Source organism: Schaalia hyovaginalis, from assembly GCF_014208035.1.
Taxonomy (GTDB): Bacteria; Actinomycetota; Actinomycetes; order Actinomycetales; family Actinomycetaceae; genus Pauljensenia; species Pauljensenia hyovaginalis.
The window spans coordinates 1,950,702-1,970,587 of the sequence record NZ_JACHMK010000001.1; the positions used below are offsets into that span (position 1 = coordinate 1,950,702).

A 19,886-nucleotide genomic window follows, 5' to 3' on the forward strand; every position below is an offset into this window, starting at 1 on the left:
ACCACGCTCCTTCCGAGCAGTGGCGGTAGTGTCAAGACATGACCCAGGACGCTCCAGAGCCCACCCCCTTCGACGAATTCCTCCGCAAGATGCTCGGAGACGAAGCGGCCGAAGAGGCCGCCCGCGCTCTGCGCGCCCAGGGCTTCGACCCTGCGAAGCTGCCCCCGCAGTTCTCCGATCCGGCGGCCCTGAACGCCGCGCTCAACCAATTCCAGTTCCTCATGAACACCTCGAACGGGCCGGTCGACTGGCGCATCGTCACCGACTCGGCCCGGCAGGCGATCTACCGGAACGGCGACCCCGTCCTCACCGCCGCGCAGGCGGAACGGGCCAAGCGCGCCATGACGGTGGCCGACCTGTGGCTCGACACGGCGACCGCCTTCGAACCCGGGCCCGTCGAGCGGCGCGCGTGGACCCGCTCGGAATGGATCGACCAGACGCTGCCCATGTGGAAGCGCATGACTGAGCCCGTCGCGCAGAACGTGTCGCGCGCCCTCGGGGAGGTCCTCGGCGGCCGCCTCGGCTCCGAGGCCGACGAAGCCCCGCTGCCGCCCGGCATGGCCCAGATGCTCGGACGCACCCAGGAGCTCGTCCCGAAGCTCTCCGCGATGATGTTCGCCTCGCAGATCTCGCGCGCCCTCACCGGCATCGCCGCCGAAGCGCTCGGTTCGACCGATGTCGGCCTGCCCCTGGTCGAAGGCGGGGTCACCGGACTCGTCGTCTCCAACGTCGACGCCTTCGCAGACGGACTCGACATCCCCTTCGATGAGATCCTCCACTTCCTCGCCGTCCGCGAATGCGCCCACCGCAGGCTCTTCGCGGCCGTGCCCTGGCTCCACGGCGATCTCCTCCGCGCGGTCGAAAGCTATTGCGCGCGCATCGCCATCGACGAGGACGCCATCGCCGAGGCGGCCCGATCCTTCGACCCGGGCGACCCGGGGTCCATCGAATCGGCCCTCTCGGGCGGGGTCTTCGCCATCGGCGTCACGGCGGAGCAGCAGCGCAGCCTCGACCGGCTCGAGACGATCCTCGCCCTGATCGAGGGCTGGGTCGAGGTGGTCACCGCGCGCGCCGTCGCCCCCTACCTGCCGCACGCCGACCAGCTGCGCGAGATGATGCGCCGCAGGCGCGCCTCCGGGGGACCGGCCGAACAGGTCCTCGGCGAACTCATCGGATTGAAGATGCGCCCGCGTCGTGCCCGAGGCGCAGCGAAGATCTTCGCCCTCGTCGAGGCCGACTCCGACGCCGCCGCCCGCGACGCCCTGTGGTCCCACCCCGACATGGTGCCCACGATCGCCGAGCTCGACTCCCCCGACACCTTCCTCGTCATGCGCCGAGCCGCCGGGGAGCAGGACGCGGACATCGACGCGGCCCTGGAAGCCCTGCTCGAAGGCACGATGGGCTGGGCGGACGGGGTCACCCCGGATCTCGACCCGGAGACGCAGACCCTGGCCAAGGCGGGTTTCGGGAACGCCGATGACGCGACCGCCCCCGATCGCGATCCCTCGGAGGACGCCGGCGCTTCGGAGGACGCGGATGCTCCGAAGAACGCCGATGCTCCGCAGGACGAGGGCGGCACCGACAAGGCCTGAAGGGATCGGCCTGTGGAAGGGCTCCGCTCCCGCCCTCGCCGCCCGATACTTCTGGCGTGGGAACGCAACTTCGCAAAGGAACGACGGCCACGCGGCGCGGGCCGGGCGCACTGCACCTGAACGCGGGTCTCTCGCGCGCCACGACCCTGCACGGGCTCGACGGGCTCGAAGCCGGCGCGCTCATCCGCGCCCTTCGATCCTCCTCGCCGCGCGGAACCGGCGCGCCCGCCCTGCTCCGCCCCGACATCGCCGCCCGCCTCCTCGCCGACGACATGCTCGAAACCGAGCGGCCCCGGCTCGGCATCGCGATTCAAGGCGCGGATCTCCTGTCGCTCGCCCTGATCGGCGTCCTGTCCGAAACCTTCAGCCTCCACGTCGATCCCAGGAGCCCGAGGACGGTGCCCGCGCCCCTGCACCTCGCCCTCGGATCCGCTGCACTGGGCATGAAGCTCCCGATCGCGCTGGCGAAGGCCGTCGCCGGCACGGGCATCACGGTCTCCTCCTTGAGCAGCCCGGACCTGGTGATCTGCGCGGGCGGAGGCCACGGCGACCCGGCGCCCCTCGCCTCCCTGCTCGTCCAGGATCAGCCCCATCTGCCGATCAGGGCCTGCGCCGACGGCTACGAGCTCGGTCCCCTCACTGTCCCCGGACGCACCGCCTGCGCCCACTGCGTGGCGCTCCGGCGAGCGGAGTCCGACCCCTTCCACCCGGCCGAGGTCTACGCGACCCGGGACGGGGGCCCGCCCGAGCCCCCGCTCGTCTCCCTCTACGCGGCCGCCGTTCATGCCGCCGGGATGATTCGCGCTTTCGCCCTCGGGGAGCGCGCTCTCGCGTCTTGCGGGCGGATCGTCCGGATCGATGCGCTCGGGCGCCCGCACCCGCTCGAGGTCGCGCCGCACCCGCAGTGCGGCTGCGGCGCCGCGGGCCCTCCCTTCCCCGCTGATGATGCCGGGAGCCGCCGGGGAGCGGGGGCCGTCCCCGAGGGGATGAAACGGAAGCGGGCCCCGGGCGTCGGGAGGGGCGAGCCGGAAGACGGCGGGGCCGGGATGCGGCGGCGGGGCTGACCCGCAGGCGACGGCGCCTCGCCTACTCGGCCTCCGGCAGGTCCACCTGCTCGCCCGCGACGATCGCCAGGACATGAGCCCCGAACATGCGCGCCTTCACCTCGCCGATGCCCTTCACCTGCAGGAGGCCCTCGAAGCCGGTCGGACGCGACAGCACGATCTCCCTGAGAGTCTGGTCGGTGAACACCGCGAAGGGCGGGCGGCCGCCCGCCTTCGCGGTGGCGCTCCGCCAGGCCCGCAGTTCCTCGTAGAGGGCCAGGTCCTCCTCAGAAGCCCTCGCCGCGAAATCACGGGCCGCTTCCCTCCCGCTCGCCCGGCGCGACGTCCTCGGCGATGCCGCGTCGTCGGGCCATACGCCGTCCAGCAGCTGGGAGCGCTTGCGCGCACCCCTAGAGCCCGCGCCCCGCGTCTTCGCCCACGAGATCTCAAGAGCATCCCGGGCGCGCGTGATGCCCACGTACAGGAGGCGGCGTTCCTCCTCCTTGGCCTCGGGAGTCTTCGCGTAGGAGATCGGCAGCAGCCCTTCGGCGGCGCCCACCAGGAAGACGGCATCCCATTCCAAGCCCTTGGCCGCGTGCAGGGTCGTCAGTTCCACGCCCCGTTTATCGGGCTCGACCTGGTATTGGGCGCGTTCTTCCATTTCAGCGACGAACTCCGCGATATCCCTCGCGGACGAGTCCTCCGCCCAGGACACGATCGCCCTCAGATTCCCCCAGCGCTCCTGAGCCGCCCCGCCCGTCGGGGCCTCCGGCGTCCACCCCACGGCCTCCAACTGCGCAGTCACGGCCTCGACCAGGGACGCGGGCGCCTGAGGGTCGGCGAACTTCGCAGCGGTCGTGAGCACGCGCATCGCATTGCGCACGTCCTCGCGCTGGAAGAAGGGCCTGCCATCCGACAGGGCGACGGGGATCCCCCTCGCGGCGAAGGCCTCCTCGAAGGCCTGCGACTGACCGTTCGTCCGGAAGAGGACCGCGATCGCATCGGGTCTCACCCCCGAGGCGATGAGGCCCTCGGCCTTCGCGGCCACGCCCTCGGCCTCTTCGGCGTCAGAGGCGTAGGTCGTGAAACGCACCGCAGCGCCGCTGGGCCGCTGCGACTGCAAGCGCACCGCGCCGCAGTCCTTCGCATGCGCCATCAATCCGTTCGCCACCGCCACGATCTGCGGAGTCGAACGATAGTCGCGCCTCAGCTCCAAGACCCGCGCGCCCCGATGGCGCCGCGGGAAGTCCAGCAGATGCGCCGGATCCGCACCCGCGAAGGAGTAGATCGTCTGCGCCACATCGCCGACGACGCACACGTCGTGCCGCTCCCCCAGCCACAGGTCCAGCAGTCGGCGCTGGATCGCCGACACGTCCTGGAACTCGTCGACCACGAAATGCCGGTACTGCGCGCGCACCTTCGCCGCCACATCGGAGCGCTCCTGGAGCATGCCGCACAGGATCACGAGCACGTCCTCGAAATCGATGACCCCCCGCTCGGACTTCGCGTCCTCGTACACCTCGAGGAGGCGCGCCATGTCATCGGCGCTCAAACCCGCGGGCACCTCATGGCCGGCCTTCACCTTCTCGGCGTAATGCTCCGAATCGACCAGTGACACCTTCGCCCACTCGACCTCCGCGGCCAGGTCGCGCACGATCGTCTTATCGGCGGCGATTCCGAGCCTCGCAGCGGCCGAGGACACGATCGACGCCTTGTGCGCGAGGATCGACGGCATCGGCCCGCCGATCACCGTCGGCCAGAAGTGCTGCAGCTGACGCAGGGCCGCCGAATGGAAGGTCCGCGCCTGCGCCCTCGGCACGCCCAGGCCCGCGAGCCGATGCCGCATCTCGAAGGCCGCGCGCCTCGTGAAGGTCACCGCCAGCACCGAATCGGGCGGATAGGCGCCGATCGCGGTGCCGTAGGCGATCCGATAGGTGATCGCCCGGGTCTTCCCCGTTCCCGCGCCCGCGAGCACGGCGAGCGGGCCCGTCACCTGCAGTGCCACGGCCCGCTGATCCGGGTCCAGGGCGTCGAGCAGCGCTTCGGGGTCGCGTTCATTCATACCCCGATCATCCCACGCCCCTCGGGCGTCTTCCGTTCATCCCCATCAGGGGCCGGGCGCCGGAAGGGGGCCTCCGAACCAGTCGACGATCATCGAATGGGCGATCGACGCGGGCCCCGGCGCCACGAAATCGCCCCCGCGAAGGGCCTTCGCGAACTCGTCGCGCGTGAAGAACCCGGCCCAGTCGATCTCCGCGCCGTCGGGCGCGGGTTCAAGAGGCGAATGGGGGGAAAGGCGCGCCGCGTAGCCCATCATCTGCGAACGGGGGAAGGGCCAGGGCTGCGCCGCCCGATAGACGGGCGCGTCGATCACCAGCGCGACCTCTTCGAGCACTTCCCTCCGGGCGGCCGCCTCCGGCGTCTCACCGGCCTCGACGAAGCCCGCGATCAAAGACGCCAGCGGATGGGGCCATGCCGTGTTGTGGGCGAGGAGCAGACGATCCCGCTCATCGAGGACCGCCACGATGATCGCCGGGTCCTGACGCGGATACTCCTGACGGCCGCAGGCCGCGCATTCGCTCGCCCACCCGCCCAGGATCGGGCGCGTCCGCGTCCCGCAGGCCGGGCAGAAGCGGTAGTCCGCGTGCCAGGCCGCCAGGGCCGTCGCGCTCACCGCGAGAGCGGACTCGTCGTCGGCGAGCAGGTGCGCGCAGCGCCTCAGGTGCATCCAGCGCCCGAGCCTCGGATCGGGCGCATCCGCGACGAGGGCGACGAGGAGCTCGCCTTTCGCGTTCGCGCCGATGAGCAGGGGCAGGGCGCTCGCGTCCAGCAGGCGCTCCGCATCCTCCCCCTCGATCCGGCGCAGGCGCGCGCCCTCGTCGATCGGCGAGGATCCGGGGCCCGCCCGATGCGGGGCAGCGGCCGGCCCGAGCGGAGCAGGATCGAGGCAGACGGAGCCCTCGCGGGTCACCGCGATTACGCCGGCGCTCCGGATTCGTGACGCCTCCTCGGCGGCCCGCCCGTCCAGTCCTCGCAGGGTGCCCGTCCCCTCCCTCATGAGCGCGACGGGATCGACCGCCTCGCGCAGCGCGGCCATGTGGAGCAGGCGCCCGCGCGCCAGGGGAAGATGAAGGCTCATGACCCCACGCTAACGCCCTCGACTAGGCTGGGCCCCATGACGAATAGTGATCTTCGCGCCGATGGGCGCGCTTTCGACCAGCTCCGCCCCGTTTCCCTCACCCGTTCGTGGTCCGGGACGGGCGAGGGCTCCGTCCTCGTGGAGTTCGGGCGGACCCGCGTCCTGTGCGTCGCCTCCCTCACCGAGGGCGTGCCGAGGTGGCGCAAGGGCAGCGGCGAAGGCTGGGTCACCGCTGAATACGCGATGCTCCCGCGCGCGACCTCGGAGCGCTCCCAGCGCGAATCCGTCAAGGGCAAGGTCTCGGGGCGCACTCAGGAGATCTCCCGGCTCATCGGCCGTTCGCTTCGCGCGATCATCGACGTGACCGCCCTGGGGGAGAACACCATCGTCCTCGACTGCGACGTCCTGCGCGCCGACGGCGGCACCCGCACCGCTTCGGTGACCGGCGCCTACGTCGCCCTCGCCGAGGCAGTGAACTGGGGCGTCGAGCGGGGGCTCATCACGCCGAAGGCCTCCTCCCCCGTCCTCACCGACTCCGTGTCCGCGATTTCGGTCGGCGTCGTCGACGGCGCGCCGATGCTCGACCTGCCCTACGTCGAGGATGTGCGCGCGATGACCGACATGAACGTCGTACAGACCGGTTCGGGGGCCTTCATCGAAGTCCAGGGCACCGCCGAGCACCGGCCCTTCTCGCGCGAGGAGCTGTCCGATCTGCTCGACCTCGCTTCGATCGGGAACGCTCAGCTCGCCGACCTGCAGAAGCGCGCGCTCGCCGCCGAGCCCGGTGAGACGGTGAGGCTGGCATGAGCGCCGCGCAGGATCCCGCCGCCCCGGCCGTCTCCGTCCACGGCGCCCGGCCCGATGAGGGCGCGCCCCGCCTCGTCTTCGCGACCTCGAACGCGCACAAGATCAGCGAGCTCGAGGCGATCCTGTCCGAGGCCCTGGGCGGCGCGGCGGTCGACGGCATTGCGCGCATGTCCGATTTCGATGCGCCCGATCCCGTGGAGGACGGCGCGTCCTTCGAGGAGAACTCGCTGATCAAGGCGCGAGCCCTGGTCGCGCTGACGGGTCTGCCCGCGCTTGCGGACGATTCGGGTCTGGCGGTCGAGATCCTGGGGGGCGCTCCCGGGATCTTCTCCGCGCGCTGGTCCGGCCGCCACGGGGACGACGAGGCCAATCTCGACCTCCTCCTCGCCCAGTTGTCGGACGTGCCCGATCGGAATCGTCGGGCGTCCTTCGTCTCCGCCGCGGCCCTCGTGCTCCCCGATGGGCGCGAGTTCGTCGAGCGCGGCGAGGTGAAGGGGGTCCTGATCCGCGAGCGGAGGGGCGAGGGCGGATTCGGCTACGATCCGATCTTCGTTCCCGACGGCTTCGAGGTGACGACCGCCGAGATGACGCCCGATGAGAAGAACGCGATCAGCCATCGCGGCATCGCCTTCAGGGCTCTTGTTCCGTCGATCCTTCAGGCGATGGAGCTTTCAGCGTAGGCGTGACGACGAGGGCGGGTGAACCCGTCGGCCGCCCGATGCTCACGGACGGCGCCGGGCGGTCTCGCGCCGGGTGCGCCCCGCCGTCCTTCTCAGCGGGCGACGAGGGACCCGTAGATCGGCCGGTCCATGCAGAATTGGAGTTCATCCCTCTGCTGGCGACGGTACCTGGTGACGTAGGAGCGGAACTGGACGAGGCGAGCGCGGATGAACGTCGACATGTCGGACCCCTTTGTGCGAAGCGCCGAGGACCCTGTTAGTCCGTGCGCCATACCACTATTGTGCCAGACATGCACATATAGTCCAATCGAAGTACACTTCAGAACAGATTCATTTTTTCTACATATCAGGAGGTTCCCGTGCGCATCGACCCGAGACGCCTCTCCCACCTGCTCGCAGTCCATCGAGAAGGCGGCATCGTCGCCGCCGCCGACGTCCTGGGACTCACCCCGTCAGCGGTATCGCAGCAGATCAGACGCCTGGAAGAAGAAGTCGGACTCACCCTCCTCGACCGCGCCCCCACCGGCGCCATGCTCACCCCCGCGGGCCGCATCCTCGTCCAAGGCGCCGAGCGCATCGAGAACGACCTCAACGAGATCGCCCGCGACCTCCGCCCGATCACCGGACAGGTGACCGGCGTCGTCGGCATCGGCGGATTCCAGACAGTCATCCGCAACGTCCTCCTGCCCCTGTCCTCCACCCTCGAACGCGACCTGCCCGGAGTCGAGATCCACATCAACGAGGTCGACGAGCCCCGAGGAATGGCGGACCTGCGCGCCGGCCGCATCGACCTGCTCATGCTCGAGCGCGACACCGCTCCCGGCATCGCGCCCAAGGGCTTCGTCGACACCTCCTTCATCGACGAGCCCTGGGTCCTCGTCAGCCCCGAATCCGCCCCCAAAGTCGGCTCCGAACGCGACCTCGCCGATGTCGAATGGCTGCGCGTCCACCCCGAGACCATCGGGTACCACACCATGGAGCGCATCTCATCGGCCCTGCGCCACCCGAAATGGGTGCCCTACTCCTACATCAACTACGAAGCCGCCCACGCCCTCGTCCGCGCGGGCAAGGGCTCGACGATCCTGCCCTCGATGGCGGTGCGCGGAATCAACCTCGACGGTATGCGCGTCACCACGCTGCCCGGACTCGGATACCGGCGGATCCTCGTCCGCCACCGCAAGGGAGAGGACGCGATTTCGACGGCCACCGGCCAGGTCCTCACCGGCCTGTTCTCATGGGTCGCCGAACACCACGGCGATTGGCGCGGCGCGCAAGCCTGAGCCCCAGGGCCGAAGAGCCGACGAGGCGGGTGTGCGCGCCCGCCTCGCGATCCGCCGAGCAGGCCAGTCGCCCCTAGGACCGGGGGCCGAGGGCGAAAACCCTGTCCGCATCGGCGAAATCGAGCGGCCCCGACCACTCGGAGCGCAGTTCCCTCTCGACGACCTCCCTGTCGGTCCAGGGCTGGATGTGCGTGGCGACCAGGCGCCCGACCGACGCCTCGCGCGCGAGCCGCCCGGCCCGGACCCCGTCCATGTGAATCCCGCGGACCTCATCGGCCTGGGTGAAGCCCACCTCGGAGAGCAGCAGATCGACGCCGCGAGCGCCCTCGAGGATCGCCGGGGCCTCATCGGTGTCCCCCGTGAAGAACAGCGAAACCCGCGAATCGGGATCCCCCTCGGCGGGACCCTCGATGCGCGTGCCGAAGGACTCGATCGTGTGAACGCCGGGGAAGGGCGTGAAGGTCATCGGACCGACCCGGTAGGGGGTGCCCGCCCGCACCGTGAGGATCGTGAACTCGCCCGAGTAGTCATCGGGGAGGCGCGTGCCATCGATCTGGCGGATGCGCTCCACCGTGCCGACCGGACCCGCGAGGAGCAGCGGCCCCAGGTCCGCTCCGGGGCCCCAGCGCCGATGGACCTGCAAGGAGATGATGTCCCCCATGTGATCGGCATGCGTGTGCGACAGGACCACCGCATCCAGGTCGCGCGGATCGATGTGGCGCCACAGCGCCCCGAAGGATCCCGGCCCGAGCTCCAGCGCGACGTTCCACGTCCGCATCCCGCCCGTCTGCGGATCCGCGCCCTCGGATTGGACGAGATAGCACGAGGCCGGAGACGCCGGACCCGACATCGACCCCGTCGAACCGATAATCGTCAGCCTCATGCGCCCGTCTCCGTCGAATCGATCGCGATCTCATCGACGCGCGCCACCTCGGGGCCCAGGAAGCGGCGGGCGAGGCGCGGGAAGGACTCGCCCGCACCGGTGGTGAGGAAGCGGTGCGAAGGAGCCCGGCCCTCGGCCCAGGGCTCGTGCAAAAGACCGCGATCGACCAATTCGTTGTAGGTCGCGTTCGCGGTCGCCTCGGACGAGGTCACCAGGGAGACCGAATCGCCCATGACGCGGCCGATCACCCCCGTGAGCAGGGGGTAATGCGTGCAGCCCAGGACCAGGGTGTCGATCTCCGCGGCCTTGAGGGGCTCGAAGTACTCGCGCGCGACGGCCTCCAGCTCCGGGCCCGTCGTCACGCCGCGCTCGACGAATTCGACGAACTGCGGGCAGGCCTGCTCGACCACCGTCAAACCGGGAACGGCCGCGAGCGCATGGCGGTACGCCTCCGACTGGATCGTCGCCTCTGTGCCGATCACGCCGACGCGCCGATTCCTAGTCGTCGCGACCGCCCTGCGGGCCGCGGGCGTGATCACCTCGATGACGGGGATCCGAGCGTCGATCCAGTAGCGTTCACGCGCATCCGAAATGGCGGCCGCCGTCGCCGTGTTGCAGGCGATCACCAGGGCCTTGACGCCGCGCGAGGCGAGGGCGTCCAAGCATTCCAGGGTGAAGCGGCGCGCCTGGGCGATCGGACGGGAGCCGTAGGGCGTGTGCGCCGTGTCCCCCAGGTAGCAGATCTCCTCGTCGGGGAGTTTGTCGATGATGGCGCGCGCAACGGTCAGGCCCCCCAGGCCGGAGTCGAAGATGCCAATCGGCGCGTTGTCCATGCTTCGACCCTAGTTCGATGCCTCCGAAGAGTTCAGGGCCGCGATGAGTGAATCCTGCCACCAGGTGAGCACCGAGTAGATCGCAGCGGCCGGCTGCTCGCGACTCCCATCCGGATCCGCGCAGGCGAGAGCCTCGATGCGCTCGACGTCCCCATCGGTTTCAATACCGAGTTCACCGGCGAGACCGAGACGAAGATCATTGAGCGCGGCCAGCCATTCCCACACCTCGTCGGGCGCGACTTCGACCTCGACTCCCCCGTGGAGCGCCGCCCGCTCGATCTGCCCGCCGACGACCCGCAAGCGCGAGGACTTCTCCGCCCGGAGGAAGTCCTCCGTCAGGGCCCGCAAGCCCGAAGCGTCCTCCGGGTCCTCGCTCATCGCGGGGAGCAGATGCCCCAGTGCGCACTCCTCGGGAGCCGGTCGTTCCGTCTCCAACTGCGTCGCCGCCTGAATGAAACTCCCCAGTTCCCCCGGTTCGTCCAAGACCACGAGGATCTCGCGCATGAGCCGTGCGATGAGAGTCGAATAGGGGGGTTCGAGTCTCGCCCGGTAGGCGCCGTCCTCGAAGCGGAACGCTCCGATCACGAGACCGCCTCCAGGGTCGCCTTCAGGCCGTAGCCGTGCATGGCGACCACGTCGGCCTCCATGCGCTCGCGCATCCCGATCGACACCACCGCCCGGCCGCGGGTGTGGACCTCCATCATCAGCGCCCGCGCCTTCGGCTCCGAATAGCCGAAATGCCTGATGAAGACGCCCGTCACGTAATCCATGAGATTCACCGGATCGTCCCAGACGACGGTGCGCCACGACGGGATCGGCGTCGATCGCGTCGATGTCGCGCCTTGAGGAAGGGCTGTCGTGCTCGGCATGGCTCCACACTATGCAAGGATTCGTCGAATCGCTGAGGTTTCGGCTCTCTACCCGCACCCGGATCGCGGTACCCTCGCCCTATGCCATCTTCGGTTTCCACGTCTTTGCTGACGGACATGTACGAGCTCACGATGATCGACGCCGCTTTGAAGACGGGCACCGCGATGCGCCCCTCCGTCTTCGAGGTCTTCGGGCGCAGGCTCCCCGCGACGCGGCGCTTCGGCGTGGTCGCCGGAACGGGCCGGATCCTCGAGGCCCTCGAGCGCTTCGAGTTCGAGCCCGAGCAGATCGACTTCCTCCACGCGCGGGGCATCGTCTCGGATGAGACCCTCGACTACCTCAAGGAGTTCCGCTTCTCCGGCGACATGATGGGCTACGCCGAAGGCGAGTGCTACTTCCCCGGCTCGCCCCTGCTCACCGTCGAGGGCACCTTCGCCGAATGCACGATCCTCGAAACCCTCCTGCTGTCGATCCTCAACCACGACTGCGCGATCGCCTCCGCCGCGTCCCGCATGACCATCGCCGCGCACGGCCGCCCCTGCATGGACATGGGCGCGCGGCGCGCCCATGAGCGCGCCGCCGTTTCCGCTGCGCGCGCCGCCATCATCGGCGGTTTCGCGGGGACCTCCGACCTCGAGGCGGCGAAGCGCTACAACATCAGGGCCATCGGCACGGCCGCGCACTCCTTCACTCTCCTGCACGATTCCGAACGCGAGGCCTTCGACGCGCAGATCGCCCTTCTCGGACCGGGAACGACCCTCCTCGTCGACACCTACGACATCCCGCAGGGAGTCGTCAACGCCGTCGAGGCGGCGCGCGCAGCCGGCGGTGAGCTCGGCGCGGTCCGCATCGACTCCGGCGACCTCGTCGCACAGGCCTTCAAGGTCCGCGGACAGCTCGACGCCCTCGGCGCCACCACCACGAAGATCACGGTGACGAACGACCTGGACGAGTACGCGATCGCCGCCCTCGGCGCCGCCCCCATCGACTCCTACGGCGTCGGCACGAAACTCGTCACCGGGTCGGGCGTGCCCACTGCGGCTCTCGTCTACAAGCTCGTCGCGCGCGAGGGCGACGACGGCGTCATGAAGCCGGTCGCGAAGAAGTCCGAGTCGAAGTCGACCGTCGGCGGGCGCAAGCTCGCGGGCCGCGTGCTCGACGAGGAGGGCTACGCCGCTGAGGAGATCCTCGTCGTCGCCTCCTCCCGCGAAGCCGCTGAGGCCAAGCTCGACGAGCTCGGCGCGCGCCGCTTGCAGATCCCGCTCATCACGAAGGGCGAGATCCGATCCGAGCTGTGGAAGGACGGGGCCCTGGAGAAGGCGCAGGCCCACCACGTGCGGACCCGCAACGAGCTGCCCTACCAGGCGTGGAGGCTCTCCGAAGGCGAGACGGCGATCCCGACCCGCTACATCGAGGCCTGAGCCGCCCGCCCTCGTGACTCCGGTGACGAGGGCGGAGGCGCCCGACGACGAAGGGCGGACCCGAAGGGGCCCGTTCCCGCGTCCCGCTGTCCCCCGCTCCGTCCCGCTCCCCCGACGGGAGGAGGCGGGTCAGGAGCGTCCGACGAACCACTCGCGCAGGAGCGCGATGCGCGCCTCGATCTGCTCGGTGGTCGCCTGGGCGATCTCAGGGCCGCCGCATCGGGTCCGCAGCTTCGAGTGGATCATCGCGTGCGATTCGCCCGACCTGCGCGACCACGAGGACACGAGGTGGGACAGCTCCTTGCGCTTGGCCGCGCGCACGCGGTGATCGGCCAGGCCCGCGTTCTGCTCGCGCATCCGCGACGCCGACTTCTGCTTCGACTGCGCGGCCATCTGCTCGGCCTGGCGCGCACGGAGGAGCGTCGTCACCTGGTCGGCGTCGAGAAGGCCCGGGATCCCCAGGTACTCCTGCTCCTCCTCCGAGCCCACCTCGGCGCCCTGCCCCCAGGCCGCGCCGTCGAAGAGGACCGAATCGAACTCGGCATCGGCGCCGAGGACCTCGAACTGGCCGAGCAGATCCGATGAGGCCTTCTCCTCCCGGTTCGCCGCCTGCATGAGGGCGTCCTCCGGGTTCCACATCGCGTCCTCGCCCTCGGGCTTGGGGCGGTCGAGGGCGTGGTCGCGTTCGACCTCCATCTCGCCGGCCAGATCGAGGAGCTGGACGACGGAGGGGATGAAGACGGTCGCGGTCTCGCCGCGCCTGCGGGCCCGCACGAAACGGCCGACGGCCTGGGCGAAGAAGAGCGAGGTCGAGGTGTTCGTCGCGTAGACGCCCACCGAGAGGCGCGGGACGTCCACGCCCTCAGACACCATGCGGACCGCGACCATCCACCGCTCGTCGCCCTCGCGGAAGGCGTCGATGCGATCCGAGGCGTCGGCGTCGTCGGAGAGGACGACGACTGGGGCCCGACCGGTGATCTCGCGCAGATGACGCGCGTAGGCCCGGGCCTTCGTCTGATCCGAGGCGATCACGAGGCCTCCCGCGTCGGGGATCTGGCGGCGCACCTCCTCGAGGCGGAGGTCGGCGGCGCGCAGGACCGCGGGAATCCACTCCCCCTTGGGGTCGAGGGCCGTCCGCCACGCCTGCTTCATCATGTCCTTCGTCAGGGCCTCGCCCAAGCGGGCCGACATCTCGTCGCCCGCGCTCGTCCGCCACGACATCGTGCCCGAATAGGACATGAAGAGGACCGGACGGACGACCTTGTCGCGCAGGGCGTCGCCGTAGCCGTAGGTGTAGTCCGCCTTCGAGCGGCGGATCCCGTCCGCGTCCGCCTCGTAGCGGACGAAGGGGATCGGCGAGGTGTCCGAGCGGAAGGGCGTGCCCGTGAGGGCGAGGCGCCTGGTCGCTGAATCGAAGGCTTCGCGCACGCCGTCGCCCCATGACAGGGCGTCGCCCGCGTGATGGATCTCGTCGAGGATCACGAGGGTCGGATTGGCCCTCGTCCGCGCCGAATGCACGGAAGGATTGGCCGCGACCTGCGCATAAGTCACCGCGACGCCGTCGAAATGCGAGCCGGCCCGCCCCTGCGCGTTCGAGAAGGCCGGGTCGATGTGGATGCCGACGCGCGCCGCGGCGTCGGCCCACTGCGTCTTTAAATGCTCCGTCGGGCACACGACGGTGACCTTGTCGACGACGCCCGCGCCCATGAGCTCGACGGCGATCCTCAGCGCGAAAGTCGTCTTCCCGGCGCCCGGAGTTGCGACCGCGAGGAAATCCCTGGGCGCCCGTTCAAGATAGAGGCGGAGCGCTTCAGCCTGCCACGCGCGCAGACTCCCCGCAGTCCCCTTGCGCGCGCGATCGGGGAACGAGGGCGAAAGGGTTCTGGCGGCGGATGCTGAGGCGCGGGCGGGGAAATGAGACCGATCCTGCGCCGCACTCACTTGCCGGAGCCTCCCGAACCGTCGGAGAAGGGCCAATTGCGGCCGTTCTTCCCCATCGAATCCCGCAGCTCCTTGCACGTCGGGCACACGGGGTACTTCGAGGCATCCCGAGTGGGGATCCAGACCTTCCCGCACAGGGCCACGACGGGCTGCCCCGTGATCATCGAGGAATCCGCCTTGTCCTTGCGCACGAAATGAGCGAAGCGGTCGCCGTCGCCCGGCGACTTCTCCTGCTCGACCTCGGTCCGCTCCAGCAGTCCCGTCGAGGTGCGGGTCGACGGTCCACCCGGCCCCTCGGGGGCTCCGGGTCCGGTCGGTTCATCGAGGGCATCGCGCATGCCCTCCATTGTAGGGCCGGGGGCGGGCATCACCAGTCGGGGGGTGTGAGAGCCGACATGATCGCCGCGGCCTCCCGAGGATCGGTCCGATCCGCTCCGGCCGGCGCGCGCATATGGACTTCGCGGGCCCCGCTGAGGGAGACGATCCGCGCGACGTTCCCCGAGCGCAGACCGCCGGAAGCCAGGATCGTGATCCCGTCCCCTGCGGCCTCGATGAGGCGCCGCAATTCAGTCGGATCCGCCTCGGACTCATGCCCGCCGGTCGTCAAGATGCGATCGACCCCGAGTCCGCGCAGGATCTCGAGCCCCTCGTAGCGGTCCTCGAGTCGGTCGAAGGCCCGATGGAATACGAGGTCGTGGTCCCCTGCGGCCTCGCGGAAGGAGCGGATCGCCTCCCGGTGGATGAGTCCCCTCTCATCGAGGACTCCGACGACGAAGGCGAGGCGGGATGCCTGGCCCAAGCGCTCCGAGTAGTCCCTCATCGTTCCCTCGATGGCGTCGATCTCCCGGGCGTCGTGGACGAAGTCCCCGGCCCGCGGCCGCACGAGGACCGCGATCCCTCCCGGGAAGCCCAGGCGGGCCGCCGCTTCGACGAGGTCGAAGGGGGGCGTCAGGCCTCCGACGGAGATGTCGACGCACAGCTCGACCCGATCCGCGCCGACCTCGCGGGCGATGCGCGCGCCCTCGAGATCTTGAACGCACAGCTCCACCCGGGTCATCACGAGACCGCCCTCTCGAGGACGCTCCACTCCCGGTAGCACTCGGACCCGACGGCCCGGGCGGCGGCGATGAGCGCGCCCCATCTGCCCGCCGCCGAGCCGAGCCCCGCCCGCACGACTTCCGGCGCCTTGCGCCATCGCAGACGGGAGGCGAGTTCCCGGCGGAGCGGGCCGAGGAGGACATCGCCGGCCCGGGACAGTCCGCCGCCGATCACGAATCTTTCGGGGTCGAGGGCGAAGGTCATCTGCGTCAAGGAGATCGCCAGGGCGTCGACGGCCTCGGCCCAGACCTCGTCGGCGCGCGGGTCCTCACCGAGGCGCGCCTCGACGCCACGCGCTCCGGCGGCCTCGCCGCCCGCCGCGCGGTAACGCCTCACCAGCCCCTTCGCCGAGGCGTAGACCTCGAGGCACCCCCTCTGCCCGCACGCGCAGGCTTCGCCCTCGGGGAAGACCGGCGAGTGCCCGATCTCCCCGGAGGAGAAGCTCGCACCGGCCCACAGATCCCCGCCGAAGCACAGCGCCGCGGAGATCCCGGTTCCGATGGGGATCATGACGAACGAGGACGCACCGCGCCCCGCGCCGAGCAGCCCCTCGGCCAAGCCCGCCGAGCGGCCGTCATGGAGGAGTCGGGTCGGCCGTCCGGCCGCCTCCTCCAGCTCTAAGCGGAGGTCGGCTTCACGCAGGTCGAGGTTCGAGGCGTAGACGACGATCCCCCGGTCCTCATCGACGATCCCGGGGCAGCAGGCGCCCAGGCCCGCGATCGCCGGATGCGCGGAAACGAGGTCGCCCGCCAGTTCCGCGCTCTGCCTCGCCACGGAGTCGGGATCCGTCGGGGCGGAGCCCTCGAAGAGCATCCGCCCCTTCGAGTCGACGATCATCCATTTGATCGAGGTGCCGCCGATGTCGATCCCTGCGAAGAGGGCGTCCGAGCGGCCGGTCTCGCCGTTCACGGGACGATCACCGTGAGGGGCAGCTCACCCGGATCCATGTCCGAGTCGAAGGGGAACATCGGCCGATCGATGCGGCTGTGGCCGAGGCGGATGAGGTCCTGGTCCACGCCTCCGGGAGTCAGGGCCATCAACCACGACTTCTGCGTCTCATAGAGATCCGGCTCGAGGTAGCCGATCTTCACGACGACGACATCCGCCCTCGTGATATCGATTCCGAGTCGTTCGAACTGCTCGAACTCCGTGTACTGGTTCCGGTTCGTCGTGAGGATGAGGGTGAGTCCGGCGCATCGGATCGCCGCAGTGCGGCCGCCCCTCGGATCGTCGACGAGGGCGCGCACCGTGCCGCGAAGGGCGACCGGTCCGGGATCGCGGGCGTCGATCTTGCCCCCGACCTCGAGATCGAGTTCTGCGCCGACTCCCGCGTCCCAGCACCGGGCCGCCGCGGCCGGATCCACGATCGACGCGTGGATGACGTCCTTCGACGCGGACTTGACCGGCCCCCACTCCAGGAGCGCCTTGAGGGCGACGGTGACGTCATCGGCGCCGCCCGCGCCCGGGTTGTCGCCCGAGTCCGAGATGAAGTAGGGCGTCTCGGCCGTCTCGCCGTGCTCCAGGCATTCCTCCATCGTGGCGACCGGGGCGACGAATTCGAAGTCGTCGTGAGCGTCCCAGAAGGCCCGTCCGAGCTCGCGGGCCTCGGCCTCGACGAGGGCGGCGTCATCGCCGGTGACGACGACCGCGCCCTTGCAGCGGGGCTGATCGGCCCATGCGAAGCCGATCCAGATCGCCGCGTCGAGGATCCCCTCCTTCGCCTCGATCGCCGGGATCCGGCCGTAGAGGGACTTCGCCGGTTCGATCCTCGTCGAGGTCTTCTCACCCGGGAGGAGGATCGGGACGTGGACGAGCGCCTTCACGGGCTTCGGCGCGCCCGCGACGAGCCGGTCGACGAGGTTGCGGGCGGCCCGCTCGCGGGATTCGAGGGCGTCCTCGTGCGGGGCCATCCGGTAGCACGTGAGGAGGTCGCAGCCCTCGAAGAGGGCGTGGGAGACGTTCCCGTGGAGGTCCATCGAGGCCGAGACCATCGGCCCGCTCCCGATGACCCCGCGGATCGCCGAGATGAGGTCACCCTCGGCATCGTCCATGCCCTCGACGCTCATCGCGCCGTGGATGTCGAAGAAGAGGCCGTCGAGGGGGCCGCAAGCGCCCAGTCCCTCGAGGATCTCGGCCTTCCAGGCCTCGTAGGCGCGGCGTTCGACGACTCCGCCGGGAAGGGCGCGGGCGTGGAGGATCGGGATCCATTCGACCGCCCTCGCCCACGGCTCGTCGCGCCAGTGGAAGCGCGCCATGAGCTCGTCCCCGCGCGTGACGATGAAGTCCGCTTCGGTGGAGATGTACGGCGTGAAGGTCGAGGACTCGATGTGGATGCCGCAGACGGCGATGCGAGGTGCGCGGGCCGGTGCCGCGACGTGGAAAACGGACATGATGTCTCCTCGGTGAGGACGATCTGATGGTCTTAGACGATGTGGGAAGCGTTACACGGCGGATCAGCGTCCGCCCATGCCTGACATGGAGATCCCCTTGATGAGGTGCTTCTGAAGGAGGATGACGAGCAGCGTGGTCGGCACCATCGAGATCATGGAGGCTGCGATCTGCAGGTCGATCCGCGTTCCCTTCTGCGAAGAGAAGGAGGCCAGACCGACCGGGAGGGTTCCGAGCTCGGAGTAGTCGACGGTGACGATGAGCGGCCACAGGTAAGAGTTCCAGAAACTCATGAAGGTGAACACCGCAAGGACCGCGATCGCCGACTTCGTCAGAGGGAGGATGATCTGAATGAAGGTCCGCAGCGGCCCAGCACCGTCGACCCGTGCCGCTTCCTCGAGTTCGAAGGGGATCCCTCGCATGAATTGGCGCATGAGGAAGGTGCCGAAGGCTCCGAAAGCGAAGGGGAGGATCAGAGCCTGGTACGTGTTCACCCAGTTGAGTTCCTGCATGACGATGAACATGGGGATCACAAGCACTTCGGCGGGAACCATCATCGTGGCGAGGAAGGCGACGAAAGCGCCTTCACGGCCCCTCCAACGCAGGCGGGCGAAAGCGTAGCCCGCCGTGGAAGACACGATGAGGACGACGAGCGTACCGAGGATGGCGACGATGAAGGAGTTCGCGATGTAGCGCAAGAAGGGTCCGTAGGTGAACACCTCGATGTAATTCTCCCAACGCAGGCGCGCCCCGAACAGTGTCGGCGGCACTGCGTAGATCTCGTCCTTGGCCTTGAGGGAGGAGAAGAAGGCGTAGATCAGCGGCGAGGCGAAGAACAGGGCAGCGATCCAGACGACCGCATTCGCGACGAAGTCCTTCACTTTCGAGGGTTCGCCGCCCAGCAGTCCCACGTTCGAGAGCTTCGCAGCGGGCTCGCCCGAACGCTTCTTCGAGGGCGAGGAAGGATGGACACGATCACGACTCATAGTGGACCCACCTCTTCTGAGCTTGGAACTGGAACGCCGTCACGAGGATGACCAGCGCGAACAGGATCCATGCCGCGGCTGCCGCCATGCCCAGCTGCTGGAACTTGAAGCCGGTGTTGTAGATGAACATGACGAGAGGGAGCGTCGAGTTGCCGGGACCGCCACCCGTCAGCATCTGCGGCTGAACGAAGACTTGGAGCGAGGAGATGACCGTCATGACGGCGGCGAAGAAGATCGAAGGCGAGATCATCGGGATGATGACACGGAAGAGCATGATCGCACCGGTCGCCCCATCAATCCTCGCCGCTTCCATCACCGAGTCCGGGAGTTCCTCGAGCGCCGCCGAGAAGATGAGCATGTTATAGCCGGCGCCCTGCCAAACCGACATGATGACGATCATGATCATCGCCCAGTGCGGATCCGCGAGGAAGGAGGGGAGCTTCACGCCGAACCACCCCTGCGCGATCCCGTTGAAAAGGCCCTGGGGTTGAAGGAGCATCTTCCACACGAGAACGTTGGCCACCATCGGTGTCACCACGGGGATGAAGAAGAGAACCCTGAAGGCGTTCCTCCCCCGGATCCTGGGTCCGAGGATGAGTGCCATGGTGAGCGAGACGATGATGTTGATCGGCACGTAGAGGACTGTGAAGACCACCGAGTTCCTCAGAGCCGGCCAGAAGTCGGGGCTCTGGGTCATCAGCCATTGATAGTTCTTCAGGCCGACGAAGCTTCTCTCGCCGAAAGCCGGCCAGTCGTAGAAGCTCATGACGATGGACAGGAGGACTGGTGCGATGGTGAACACGGCGAGTCCCACCAGGGCCGGGCTTGCGAAGGCCAGGGCCTGGCGGGACTCCCGCTTCGCCATCACCGAGCGGCCGCGCCGCGAGGTCGATGGAGATTTCATGGGTCCGTGTGCTTCGTGGGA

The 19,886-nt window shown here is 69.3% G+C and carries 20 protein-coding genes; 6 read left to right on the plus strand and 14 right to left on the minus strand.

What is annotated here, in order from left to right; translation table 11 throughout:
- The first annotated feature begins 38 nt into the window (after nt 1–38).
- Nucleotides 39–1,592 (plus strand): zinc-dependent metalloprotease, encoded by a 1,554-nt coding sequence (locus tag HD592_RS08585; protein WP_184453360.1) that lies wholly within the window; start codon nt 39–41, stop codon nt 1,590–1,592.
- A 56-nt stretch (nt 1,593–1,648) separates the two neighbouring features.
- Complete coding sequence (locus tag HD592_RS08590) at nt 1,649–2,656, plus strand: hypothetical protein (protein WP_184453362.1); 1,008 nt, start codon at nt 1,649–1,651, stop codon at nt 2,654–2,656.
- Nucleotides 2,657–2,678: 22 nt separating this feature from the next.
- On the opposite strand, the gene HD592_RS08595 is transcribed toward HD592_RS08590, so the two are convergent.
- Nucleotides 2,679–4,697, minus strand: coding sequence for an ATP-dependent helicase (locus HD592_RS08595; protein WP_184453364.1), 2,019 nt, complete (start codon nt 4,695–4,697; stop codon nt 2,679–2,681).
- Between the two features lie 45 nt (nt 4,698–4,742).
- A complete protein-coding gene (gene nudC / locus HD592_RS08600) occupies nt 4,743–5,774 on the minus strand; it encodes an NAD(+) diphosphatase (protein WP_184453366.1) in 1,032 nt (343 codons plus the stop codon).
- A gap of 36 nt (nt 5,775–5,810) precedes the next feature.
- Here nudC and rph point away from each other — a divergent pair, with 36 nt between their 5' ends.
- Nucleotides 5,811–6,581 (plus strand): ribonuclease PH, encoded by a 771-nt coding sequence (gene rph / locus HD592_RS08605; RefSeq protein WP_184453368.1) that lies wholly within the window; start codon nt 5,811–5,813, stop codon nt 6,579–6,581.
- A complete protein-coding gene (gene rdgB, locus HD592_RS08610) occupies nt 6,578–7,261 on the plus strand; it encodes an RdgB/HAM1 family non-canonical purine NTP pyrophosphatase (RefSeq protein ID WP_184453370.1) in 684 nt (227 codons plus the stop codon). Before rph ends, rdgB begins: the two co-directional genes overlap by 4 nt.
- A 92-nt stretch (nt 7,262–7,353) precedes the next feature.
- Here the strand turns inward: rdgB and HD592_RS08615 are convergent, their stop codons facing one another.
- Entirely contained in the window at nt 7,354–7,482 is a 129-nt protein-coding gene (locus HD592_RS08615; RefSeq protein WP_184453372.1) for a histidine kinase, read from the minus strand.
- A gap of 138 nt (nt 7,483–7,620) precedes the next feature.
- Here HD592_RS08615 and HD592_RS08620 point away from each other — a divergent pair, with 138 nt between their 5' ends.
- Nucleotides 7,621–8,541 (plus strand): LysR family transcriptional regulator, encoded by a 921-nt coding sequence (locus HD592_RS08620; protein ID WP_184453374.1) that lies wholly within the window; start codon nt 7,621–7,623, stop codon nt 8,539–8,541.
- A 73-nt stretch (nt 8,542–8,614) separates the two neighbouring features.
- On the opposite strand, the gene HD592_RS08625 is transcribed toward HD592_RS08620, so the two are convergent.
- Genes HD592_RS08625 through clpS form a run of 4 tightly spaced genes read right to left on the minus strand, consistent with a single transcriptional unit; the run spans nt 8,615 to nt 11,126 of the window.
- Nucleotides 8,615–9,424 (minus strand): MBL fold metallo-hydrolase, encoded by an 810-nt coding sequence (locus tag HD592_RS08625; RefSeq protein WP_184453376.1) that lies wholly within the window; start codon nt 9,422–9,424, stop codon nt 8,615–8,617.
- A complete protein-coding gene (gene murI, locus HD592_RS08630; protein WP_184453378.1) occupies nt 9,421–10,257 on the minus strand; it encodes a glutamate racemase in 837 nt (278 codons plus the stop codon). Before murI ends, HD592_RS08625 begins: the two co-directional genes overlap by 4 nt.
- A gap of 9 nt (nt 10,258–10,266) precedes the next feature.
- Entirely contained in the window at nt 10,267–10,842 is a 576-nt protein-coding gene (locus tag HD592_RS08635) for a DUF2017 family protein (protein WP_184453380.1), read from the minus strand.
- Nucleotides 10,839–11,126 carry an ATP-dependent Clp protease adapter ClpS gene (gene clpS, locus HD592_RS08640; protein WP_184453382.1) on the minus strand — a complete coding sequence of 96 codons (288 nt, stop codon included), beginning with the start codon at nt 11,124–11,126 and terminating at the stop codon, nt 10,839–10,841. Before clpS ends, HD592_RS08635 begins: the two co-directional genes overlap by 4 nt.
- A gap of 81 nt (nt 11,127–11,207) precedes the next feature.
- Between clpS and HD592_RS08645 the strand changes: the two genes are divergently transcribed.
- Nucleotides 11,208–12,548, plus strand: coding sequence for a nicotinate phosphoribosyltransferase (locus tag HD592_RS08645; RefSeq protein WP_184453384.1), 1,341 nt, complete (start codon nt 11,208–11,210; stop codon nt 12,546–12,548).
- Nucleotides 12,549–12,677: 129 nt separating this feature from the next.
- Here the strand turns inward: HD592_RS08645 and HD592_RS08650 are convergent, their stop codons facing one another.
- The 7 genes from HD592_RS08650 to HD592_RS08680 form a co-directional block, all read right to left on the minus strand.
- The gene (locus HD592_RS08650) at nt 12,678–14,489 is read right to left on the minus strand and encodes a DEAD/DEAH box helicase family protein (RefSeq protein ID WP_184453386.1); all 1,812 of its coding nucleotides are present in this window, start codon (nt 14,487–14,489) and stop codon (nt 12,678–12,680) included.
- A complete protein-coding gene (locus tag HD592_RS08655) occupies nt 14,486–14,827 on the minus strand; it encodes a DUF3039 domain-containing protein (RefSeq protein WP_154476551.1) in 342 nt (113 codons plus the stop codon). Before HD592_RS08655 ends, HD592_RS08650 begins: the two co-directional genes overlap by 4 nt.
- A 29-nt stretch (nt 14,828–14,856) precedes the next feature.
- Nucleotides 14,857–15,546: a copper homeostasis protein CutC gene (locus HD592_RS08660; protein ID WP_184453388.1), complete on the minus strand. Its 690-nt coding sequence runs from the start codon at nt 15,544–15,546 to the stop codon at nt 14,857–14,859.
- Nucleotides 15,546–16,496 (minus strand): ROK family protein, encoded by a 951-nt coding sequence (locus HD592_RS08665; protein ID WP_343058780.1) that lies wholly within the window; start codon nt 16,494–16,496, stop codon nt 15,546–15,548. Before HD592_RS08665 ends, HD592_RS08660 begins: the two co-directional genes overlap by 1 nt.
- A complete protein-coding gene (locus tag HD592_RS08670; RefSeq protein WP_184453390.1) occupies nt 16,493–17,977 on the minus strand; it encodes a M81 family metallopeptidase in 1,485 nt (494 codons plus the stop codon). Before HD592_RS08670 ends, HD592_RS08665 begins: the two co-directional genes overlap by 4 nt.
- 63 nt (nt 17,978–18,040) lie before the next feature.
- Entirely contained in the window at nt 18,041–18,961 is a 921-nt protein-coding gene (locus HD592_RS08675) for a carbohydrate ABC transporter permease (RefSeq protein ID WP_184453392.1), read from the minus strand.
- Complete coding sequence (locus HD592_RS08680) at nt 18,951–19,865, minus strand: carbohydrate ABC transporter permease (RefSeq protein WP_184453394.1); 915 nt, start codon at nt 19,863–19,865, stop codon at nt 18,951–18,953. Before HD592_RS08680 ends, HD592_RS08675 begins: the two co-directional genes overlap by 11 nt.
- Between the last annotated feature and the right edge of the window lie 21 nt (nt 19,866–19,886).

What these genes read in the sequence shown, in the direction of transcription:
- HD592_RS08585 (WP_184453360.1), top strand. Translation starts at nt 39, where the DNA reads ATGACCCAGGACGCTCCAGAGCCCACCCCCTTCGACGAATTCCTCCGC.
- HD592_RS08595 (WP_184453364.1), bottom strand. Translation starts at nt 4,697, where the DNA reads ATGAATGAACGCGACCCCGAAGCGCTGCTCGACGCCCTGGACCCGGAT.
- nudC (WP_184453366.1), bottom strand. Translation starts at nt 5,774, where the DNA reads ATGAGCCTTCATCTTCCCCTGGCGCGCGGGCGCCTGCTCCACATGGCC.
- rph (WP_184453368.1), top strand. Translation starts at nt 5,811, where the DNA reads ATGACGAATAGTGATCTTCGCGCCGATGGGCGCGCTTTCGACCAGCTC.
- rdgB (WP_184453370.1), top strand. Translation starts at nt 6,578, where the DNA reads ATGAGCGCCGCGCAGGATCCCGCCGCCCCGGCCGTCTCCGTCCACGGC.
- HD592_RS08615 (WP_184453372.1), bottom strand. Translation starts at nt 7,482, where the DNA reads ATGTCGACGTTCATCCGCGCTCGCCTCGTCCAGTTCCGCTCCTACGTC.
- HD592_RS08625 (WP_184453376.1), bottom strand. Translation starts at nt 9,424, where the DNA reads ATGAGGCTGACGATTATCGGTTCGACGGGGTCGATGTCGGGTCCGGCG.
- murI (WP_184453378.1), bottom strand. Translation starts at nt 10,257, where the DNA reads ATGGACAACGCGCCGATTGGCATCTTCGACTCCGGCCTGGGGGGCCTG.
- clpS (WP_184453382.1), bottom strand. Translation starts at nt 11,126, where the DNA reads ATGCCGAGCACGACAGCCCTTCCTCAAGGCGCGACATCGACGCGATCG.
- HD592_RS08645 (WP_184453384.1), top strand. Translation starts at nt 11,208, where the DNA reads ATGCCATCTTCGGTTTCCACGTCTTTGCTGACGGACATGTACGAGCTC.
- HD592_RS08655 (WP_154476551.1), bottom strand. Translation starts at nt 14,827, where the DNA reads ATGCGCGATGCCCTCGATGAACCGACCGGACCCGGAGCCCCCGAGGGG.
- HD592_RS08660 (WP_184453388.1), bottom strand. Translation starts at nt 15,546, where the DNA reads ATGACCCGGGTGGAGCTGTGCGTTCAAGATCTCGAGGGCGCGCGCATC.
- HD592_RS08670 (WP_184453390.1), bottom strand. Translation starts at nt 17,977, where the DNA reads ATGTCCGTTTTCCACGTCGCGGCACCGGCCCGCGCACCTCGCATCGCC.
- HD592_RS08675 (WP_184453392.1), bottom strand. Translation starts at nt 18,961, where the DNA reads ATGAGTCGTGATCGTGTCCATCCTTCCTCGCCCTCGAAGAAGCGTTCG.
- HD592_RS08680 (WP_184453394.1), bottom strand. Translation starts at nt 19,865, where the DNA reads ATGAAATCTCCATCGACCTCGCGGCGCGGCCGCTCGGTGATGGCGAAG.